Below are 6875 nucleotides of genomic sequence, written 5' to 3'. Positions count from 1 at the left end.
TGGATTAATACTCTAGGATAGTGGACGTTACTCGCAGAATAAGCACCGGCTAACTCTGTGCCAGCAGCCGCGGTAATACAGAGGGTGCGAGCGTTAATCGGATTTACTGGGCGTAAAGCGTGCGTAGGCGGCTGATTAAGTCGGATGTGAAATCCCTGAGCTTAACTTAGGAATTGCATTCGATACTGGTCAGCTAGAGTATGGGAGAGGATGGTAGAATTCCAGGTGTAGCGGTGAAATGCGTAGAGATCTGGAGGAATACCGATGGCGAAGGCAGCCATCTGGCCTAATACTGACGCTGAGGTACGAAAGCATGGGGAGCAAACAGGATTAGATACCCTGGTAGTCCATGCCGTAAACGATGTCTACTAGCCGTTGGGGCCTTTGAGGCTTTAGTGGCGCAGCTAACGCGATAAGTAGACCGCCTGGGGAGTACGGTCGCAAGACTAAAACTCAAATGAATTGACGGGGGCCCGCACAAGCGGTGGAGCATGTGGTTTAATTCGATGCAACGCGAAGAACCTTACCTGGCCTTGACATAGTAGAAACTTTCCAGAGATGGATTGGTGCCTTCGGGAATCTACATACAGGTGCTGCATGGCTGTCGTCAGCTCGTGTCGTGAGATGTTGGGTTAAGTCCCGCAACGAGCGCAACCCTTTTCCTTACTTGCCAGCATTTCGGATGGGAACTTTAAGGATACTGCCAGTGACAAACTGGAGGAAGGCGGGGACGACGTCAAGTCATCATGGCCCTTACGGCCAGGGCTACACACGTGCTACAATGGTCGGTACAAAGGGTTGCTACCTAGCGATAGGATGCTAATCTCAAAAAGCCGATCGTAGTCCGGATTGGAGTCTGCAACTCGACTCCATGAAGTCGGAATCGCTAGTAATCGCGGATCAGAATGCCGCGGTGAATACGTTCCCGGGCCTTGTACACACCGCCCGTCACACCATGGGAGTTTGTTGCACCAGAAGTAGGTAGTCTAACCTTAGGGAGGACGCTTACCACGGTGTGGCCGATGACTGGGGTGAAGTCGTAACAAGGTAGCCGTAGGGGAACCTGCGGCTGGATCACCTCCTTAACGAAAGATTGACGATCGGTAAGAATCCACAACAAGTTGTTCTTCGAGATATGTCTTTGAAGATTTAGAGTCAAGCTTTTAAAAAAGAGCGAGAGTCAAACACTACGCACAGCGAAGCTGTTTGTCTTGCGAAACTTTTAAAGCGAAGCTTTAAAACTTTCTCAGGGTCTGTAGCTCAGTTGGTTAGAGCACACGCTTGATAAGCGTGGGGTCACAAGTTCAAGTCTTGTCAGACCCACCACTACTGACGAAGTGATGAATAATCACAAGCTGCTAGATAAAAAGATATGTCGTTCATTATGATTGTAAGCTGGGGACTTAGCTTAGTTGGTAGAGCGCCTGCTTTGCACGCAGGAGGTCAGGAGTTCGACTCTCCTAGTCTCCACCAGAGCTTCGATCAGCAAAGCAACGCTTTGCCGAAGCGCAAGACAAGCAGCTATGCTGCGCGTAGTATCTGATCTAATATGGTAGTGAAAGATATTTTTAAATTATAGAACTTAATAAATAAGGTGAATCAAGAGATTGATTTAGATTTATTAACTTCTGTGATTTATCACAGTTTACTGCAAGCTGACGAGGCTGTAGTTAATCATTAACAGATTAGAATTTGAGTCTGAAATAAATTGTTCACTCATTCAATAACAAAGCAAGAAGAATTAATTCTTTAAGCTGAGTTGTTAGAAATGAGAACTAGCAAAAACACTGCATCAAGCGTTTTGGTATATGAATTTAGATTGAAGCTGTACGGTGCTTAAGTGCACGGGACTTCGAACTGTAGATTAAATAGATCATTAATTATTTATTTAATTGTCTTAATCCTACTTGTAGGGATTAACGACTGTTTGGGGTTGTATAGTCAAGTAATTAAGTGCATGTGGTGGATGCCTTGGCAGTCAGAGGCGAAGAAAGACGTGATAGCCTGCGAAAAGCTCCGGGGAGGCGGCAAATATCCTGTGATCCGGAGATATCTGAATGGGGGAACCCACTTACCATAAGGTAGGTATTGCAACATGAATACATAGTGTTGCAAGGCGAACGAGGGGAAGTGAAACATCTCAGTACCCTTAGGAAAAGAAATCAATTGAGATTCCCTTAGTAGCGGCGAGCGAACGGGGAGTAGCCCATTAAGTTATGTGTGTTTTAGTGGAACGCTCTGGGAAGTGCGAACGTAGAGGGTGATATTCCCGTACACGAAAGGGCACACATAATGATGACGAGTAGGGCGAGGCACGTGAAACCTTGTCTGAATATGGGGGGACCATCCTCCAAGGCTAAATACTCCTGACTGACCGATAGTGAACCAGTACCGTGAGGGAAAGGCGAAAAGAACCCCTGTGAGGGGAGTGAAATAGATCCTGAAACCGCATGCATACAAGCAGTGGGAGCCGACATGTTCGGTGACTGCGTACCTTTTGTATAATGGGTCAGCGACTTATATTCAGTAGCGAGGTTAACCGAATAGGGGAGCCGTAGAGAAATCGAGTCTTAATAGGGCGTTTAGTTGCTGGGTATAGACCCGAAACCAGGCGATCTATCCATGAGCAGGTTGAAGGTTGGGTAACACTAACTGGAGGACCGAACCCACTGTCGTTGAAAAGCCAGGGGATGACTTGTGGATAGGGGTGAAAGGCTAATCAAGCCTGGTGATAGCTGGTTCTCCCCGAAAGCTATTTAGGTAGCGCCTCGGACGAATACCATTGGGGGTAGAGCACTGTTTCGGCTAGGGGGTCATCCCGACTTACCAAACCGATGCAAACTCCGAATACCAATGAGTACTATCCGGGAGACAGACTGCGGGTGCTAACGTCCGTAGTCAAGAGGAAAACAATCCAGACCGCCAGCTAAGGCCCCAAAATCATAGTTAAGTGGGAAACGATGTGGGAAGGCATAGACAGCTAGGAGGTTGGCTTAGAAGCAGCCACCCTTTAAAGAAAGCGTAATAGCTCACTAGTCGAGTCGGCCTGCGCGGAAGATGTAACGGGGCTAAAACTATGTGCCGAAGCTGCGGATGTAACTTTTAAGTTACGTGGTAGGGGAGCGTTCTGTAAGCCGAAGAAGGTGTATTGAGAAGTATGCTGGAGGTATCAGAAGTGCGAATGCTGACGTGAGTAACGACAAAACGGGTGAAAAACCCGTTCGCTGAAAGACCAAGGGTTCCAGTCCAACGTTAATCGGGGCTGGGTGAGTCGACCCCTAAGGCGAGGCCGAGAGGCGTAGTCGATGGGAAATTGGTTAATATTCCCATACTTCTGTGTAATGCGATGAGAGGACGGAGAAGGTTAAGTCAGCCTGGCGTTGGTTGTCCAGGTGGAAGACAGTAGGCATGCATCTTAGGCAAATCCGGGGTGCTCTATGCTGAGAGTCGATAGCAAGCTGTACTTGTACAGTGAAGTGGCTGATACCATGCTTCCAGGAAAAGTCTCTAAGCTTCAGTTACACAGGAATCGTACCCGAAACCGACACAGGTGGTCAGGTCGAGTAGACCAAAGCGCTTGAGAGAACTCTGCTGAAGGAACTAGGCAAAATGGTACCGTAACTTCGGGAGAAGGTACGCTGCTGACGGTGATGGGACTTGCTCCCTGAGCGGTTGGCAGCCGCAGAAACCAGGCCGCTGCAACTGTTTATTAAAAACATAGCACTCTGCAAACACGAAAGTGGACGTATAGGGTGTGATGCCTGCCCGGTGCTGGAAGGTTAATTGATGGGGTTAGCGTAAGCGAAGCTCTTGATCGAAGCCCCAGTAAACGGCGGCCGTAACTATAACGGTCCTAAGGTAGCGAAATTCCTTGTCGGGTAAGTTCCGACCTGCACGAATGGCATAATGATGGCGGCGCTGTCTCCAGCAGAGGCTCAGTGAAATCGAAATCGCTGTGAAGATGCAGTGTACCCGCGGCTAGACGGAAAGACCCCGTGAACCTTTACTGCAGCTTGACATTGAACTTTGACCTTACTTGTGTAGGATAGGTGGGAGGCTTTGAAGTTGGAACGCTAGTTCCAATGGAGCCGTCCTTGAAATACCACCCTGGTAATGTTGAGGTTCTAACTCTGCCCCGTAATCCGGGGCGAGGACCATGTCTGGTGGGTAGTTTGACTGGGGCGGTCTCCTCCTAAAGAGTAACGGAGGAGTACGAAGGTGCGCTCAGCGTGGTCGGAAATCACGCGTAGAGTATAAAGGCAAAAGCGCGCTTAACTGCGAGACCCACAAGTCGAGCAGGTACGAAAGTAGGTCTTAGTGATCCGGTGGTTCTGTATGGAAGGGCCATCGCTCAACGGATAAAAGGTACTCTGGGGATAACAGGCTGATACCGCCCAAGAGTTCATATCGACGGCGGTGTTTGGCACCTCGATGTCGGCTCATCTCATCCTGGGGCTGAAGCAGGTCCCAAGGGTATGGCTGTTCGCCATTTAAAGAGGTACGCGAGCTGGGTTTAGAACGTCGTGAGACAGTTCGGTCCCTATCTACCGTGGGCGCTGGAAATTTGAGAGGATCTGCTCCTAGTACGAGAGGACCAGAGTGGACGAACCTCTGGTGTACCGGTTGTCACGCCAGTGGCATCGCCGGGTAGCTATGTTCGGAAGGGATAACCGCTGAAAGCATCTAAGCGGGAAGCCTACCTCAAGATAAGATTTCCCCAGGACTTCATGTCCTCTAAAGAGCCGTTCGAGACCAGGACGTTGATAGGTTGGGTGTGGAAGCACGGTGACGTGTGAAGCTGACCAATACTAATTGCTCGTGAGGCTTGACTATACAACACCCAAACAGTTGTTGTATTCAAGATAAATTCAATACATAACTTGATTTAGTGTCAAAACTAGTTACAATACGACTCAATTAACTAATCCGTTAAACTCATTTGGAAAAAGCCTTGGCATAGATAAGACCAAAGCAAGTATCCATAAACAGTTTGCTGGCGACAATAGCAAGAGTGAACCACCTGATCCCTTCCCGAACTCAGAAGTGAAACCTCTTCGCGCTGATGGTAGTGTGGCGTTTGCCATGTGAGAGTAAGTCATCGCCAGCTTTTAAATACTAAACCTCCCAACTAACCTTGGGAGGTTTTTTTATTTCGGTGCTAAAAATTAAAAGTCTAATGGGCTAATTATGCCAAGTCGGTTGATCTTGAGTACATGGGTGTAAATCATTGTGGTTTGTACACTGCTATGACCTAGTAGGGATTGTATGGTGCGGATGTCTTGCCCATTTTGTAGTAAATGTGTGGCGAAGCTGTGGCGCAAGGTATGCAATGTTGCGGGTTTATTGATGCCAGATAAGGACACTGCTTTTTTAAAACTGCGTTAAAATGCTTGTTCGTGTTGATGATGCCGGCGGATGATTTTTGAGCGCGGATCAGTCGATTCTTTTGCTGCGGGAAATAACCAAAACCATGATAGTTGCGTTGCATAAGTTGGATATTTTTTCTCTAAAGCATCGGGAAGATACACACCGTTACGGTTTAAGTGCCGATCTGTTTGATATATAGCTGTTGCAGTTTGGATGTGTTGTTGCAAGGGTACGAGCAATTTTTGCGGTAAAACGGTGATTCGATCTTTATCGCCTTTTGCCGCACGCACGGTAATTTGATTCAAACCAAAATCTATATCTTTGATGCGAAGTTGATACATTTCTAATAGCCGCATACCTGTGCCATATAGTAGCTGACATTTAAATAGATCTTCTGTATTGAGATAACTAAAAATTAATGTTATTTCTTCTTTTGAGAGCACGACTGGAAGCCTAGCGGTGACCCGAGGTCTTTCTATATCATCAATATATGGCAGGGTAATATTTAATACATCGTGGTAAAGAAAAAGTAATGCACTGAGTGCTTGTTTGTGGGTTGATTTGCTTATGCCGTTATTATTCACTAAAAATGCCAGATAACTTTTTATATGTGTTTCATTTAAGGTGCACGGGTGTTGTTTGTTATGATAAAGGATATAGCGTTTAATCCATTGGATATAAGCTCTTTCTGTTGATAGGCTTAAATGTCTGTATCGTGCTGTATAAGCAACTTTTTCTAATAGTTTGGGTGATTGTGTATGGCTATTATTTTGAATTATCATAATTTGACAAATATGTTTTTACGCTTTAAGGTGTTTGGAATATAGCGAGAATAATATAGTAGGACTTACGCATTGACGGATTCAAAAAAGTATTAAAATAGTTTATAAAGTATCTGTGATCAGACGAACTAAACATGCTTCTACAGCAACTTGTACTCTACCCATTTATATGGGCTTTCTCATGACAGAACCGAACTCTATTAGCTGCACACAACTTGCCGAGACTTATAATATCTCGCATGATAGTGTAAATCGCTTTCTAGAGCGTGAAGACTACACACCTCACGACCTATATCAAGAAGCAATTCAACATATTGATAATAATAAACTTATAGTCAGTATTGATGATACTGTTTTAGATAAACCATATAGTCAACATATGGACTTAGTTAGCTATTTTTGGTCAGGCAAACACCACCGATCCGTCAAGGGTATTAATCTCATTACCTTGTATGCGACAGATCAGAATGGTCAAAATATTCCAATTAATTTCCGAATTTATGACAAATCTGAGGGTAAAACCAAGAATGATTACTTTATGGATATGTTAAGTGAAGTACTTAGTTGGGGTGCAAAGATTCAATTTATTACAGGTGATAGTTGGTATTCATCGACTGGAAATCTAAAAACCATAAGAAAACATGGTATTCGATTTATGTTTGGTATCGACTGTAACCGTAAGGTTTCCCCAGAAAAAGGACAATGGTTTCAACTGCGTTTATTGCC

The 6875-nt window shown here is 45.6% G+C and carries 2 protein-coding genes, 2 tRNA genes, 2 rRNA genes, 1 pseudogene and 2 other annotated features; of the genes and pseudogenes, 5 read left to right on the top strand and 2 right to left on the bottom strand.

All coding sequences use genetic code 11. The features are described from left to right. Positions 1-40: 40 nt before the first annotated feature. Positions 41-88 (top strand) — a sequence feature (16S ribosomal RNA rRNA prediction is too short). Between the two features lie 11 nt (positions 89-99). After that, positions 100-1072 (top strand) — a sequence feature (most likely nonfunctional fraction of RNA operon). Positions 1073-1249: 177 nt separating this feature from the next. From F988_RS11705 to rrf, 4 genes are all read left to right on the top strand, one after another. Next, positions 1250-1326, top strand: a tRNA-Ile gene (locus F988_RS11705). 71 nt (positions 1327-1397) lie between these two features. Continuing rightward, positions 1398-1473 (top strand) — tRNA-Ala (locus F988_RS11700). Positions 1474-1939: 466 nt separating this feature from the next. Continuing rightward, positions 1940-4833, top strand: a 23S ribosomal RNA gene (locus F988_RS11695). 159 nt (positions 4834-4992) lie between these two features. After that, positions 4993-5107: ribosomal RNA gene (gene rrf / locus F988_RS11690) — 5S ribosomal RNA — on the top strand. Positions 5108-5165: 58 nt separating this feature from the next. Here rrf and F988_RS15755 read toward each other — a convergent pair. Both F988_RS15755 and F988_RS11685 read right to left on the bottom strand, forming a co-directional pair. Next, positions 5166-5366 (bottom strand): annotated as a pseudogene (locus tag F988_RS15755) (tyrosine-type recombinase/integrase); the annotation flags it as partial. A gap of 15 nt (positions 5367-5381) precedes the next feature. After that, positions 5382-6149, bottom strand: a complete 768-nt coding sequence (locus tag F988_RS11685; RefSeq protein WP_004683197.1) for an integron integrase — start codon at positions 6147-6149, stop codon at positions 5382-5384. A 115-nt stretch (positions 6150-6264) separates the two neighbouring features. Here F988_RS11685 and F988_RS11680 point away from each other — a divergent pair. Then, positions 6265-6875, top strand: a 611-nt coding sequence (locus F988_RS11680; RefSeq protein WP_154647843.1) for an IS701 family transposase, incomplete at its 3' end; no start/stop codon positions are given.

It is taken from the genome of Acinetobacter parvus DSM 16617 = CIP 108168 (assembly GCF_000368025.1).
Taxonomy (GTDB): Bacteria; Pseudomonadota; Gammaproteobacteria; order Pseudomonadales; family Moraxellaceae; genus Acinetobacter; species Acinetobacter parvus.
Note: the sequence above shows the minus strand (reverse complement) of the source record. Positions and strands in the feature narration are given on the sequence as shown.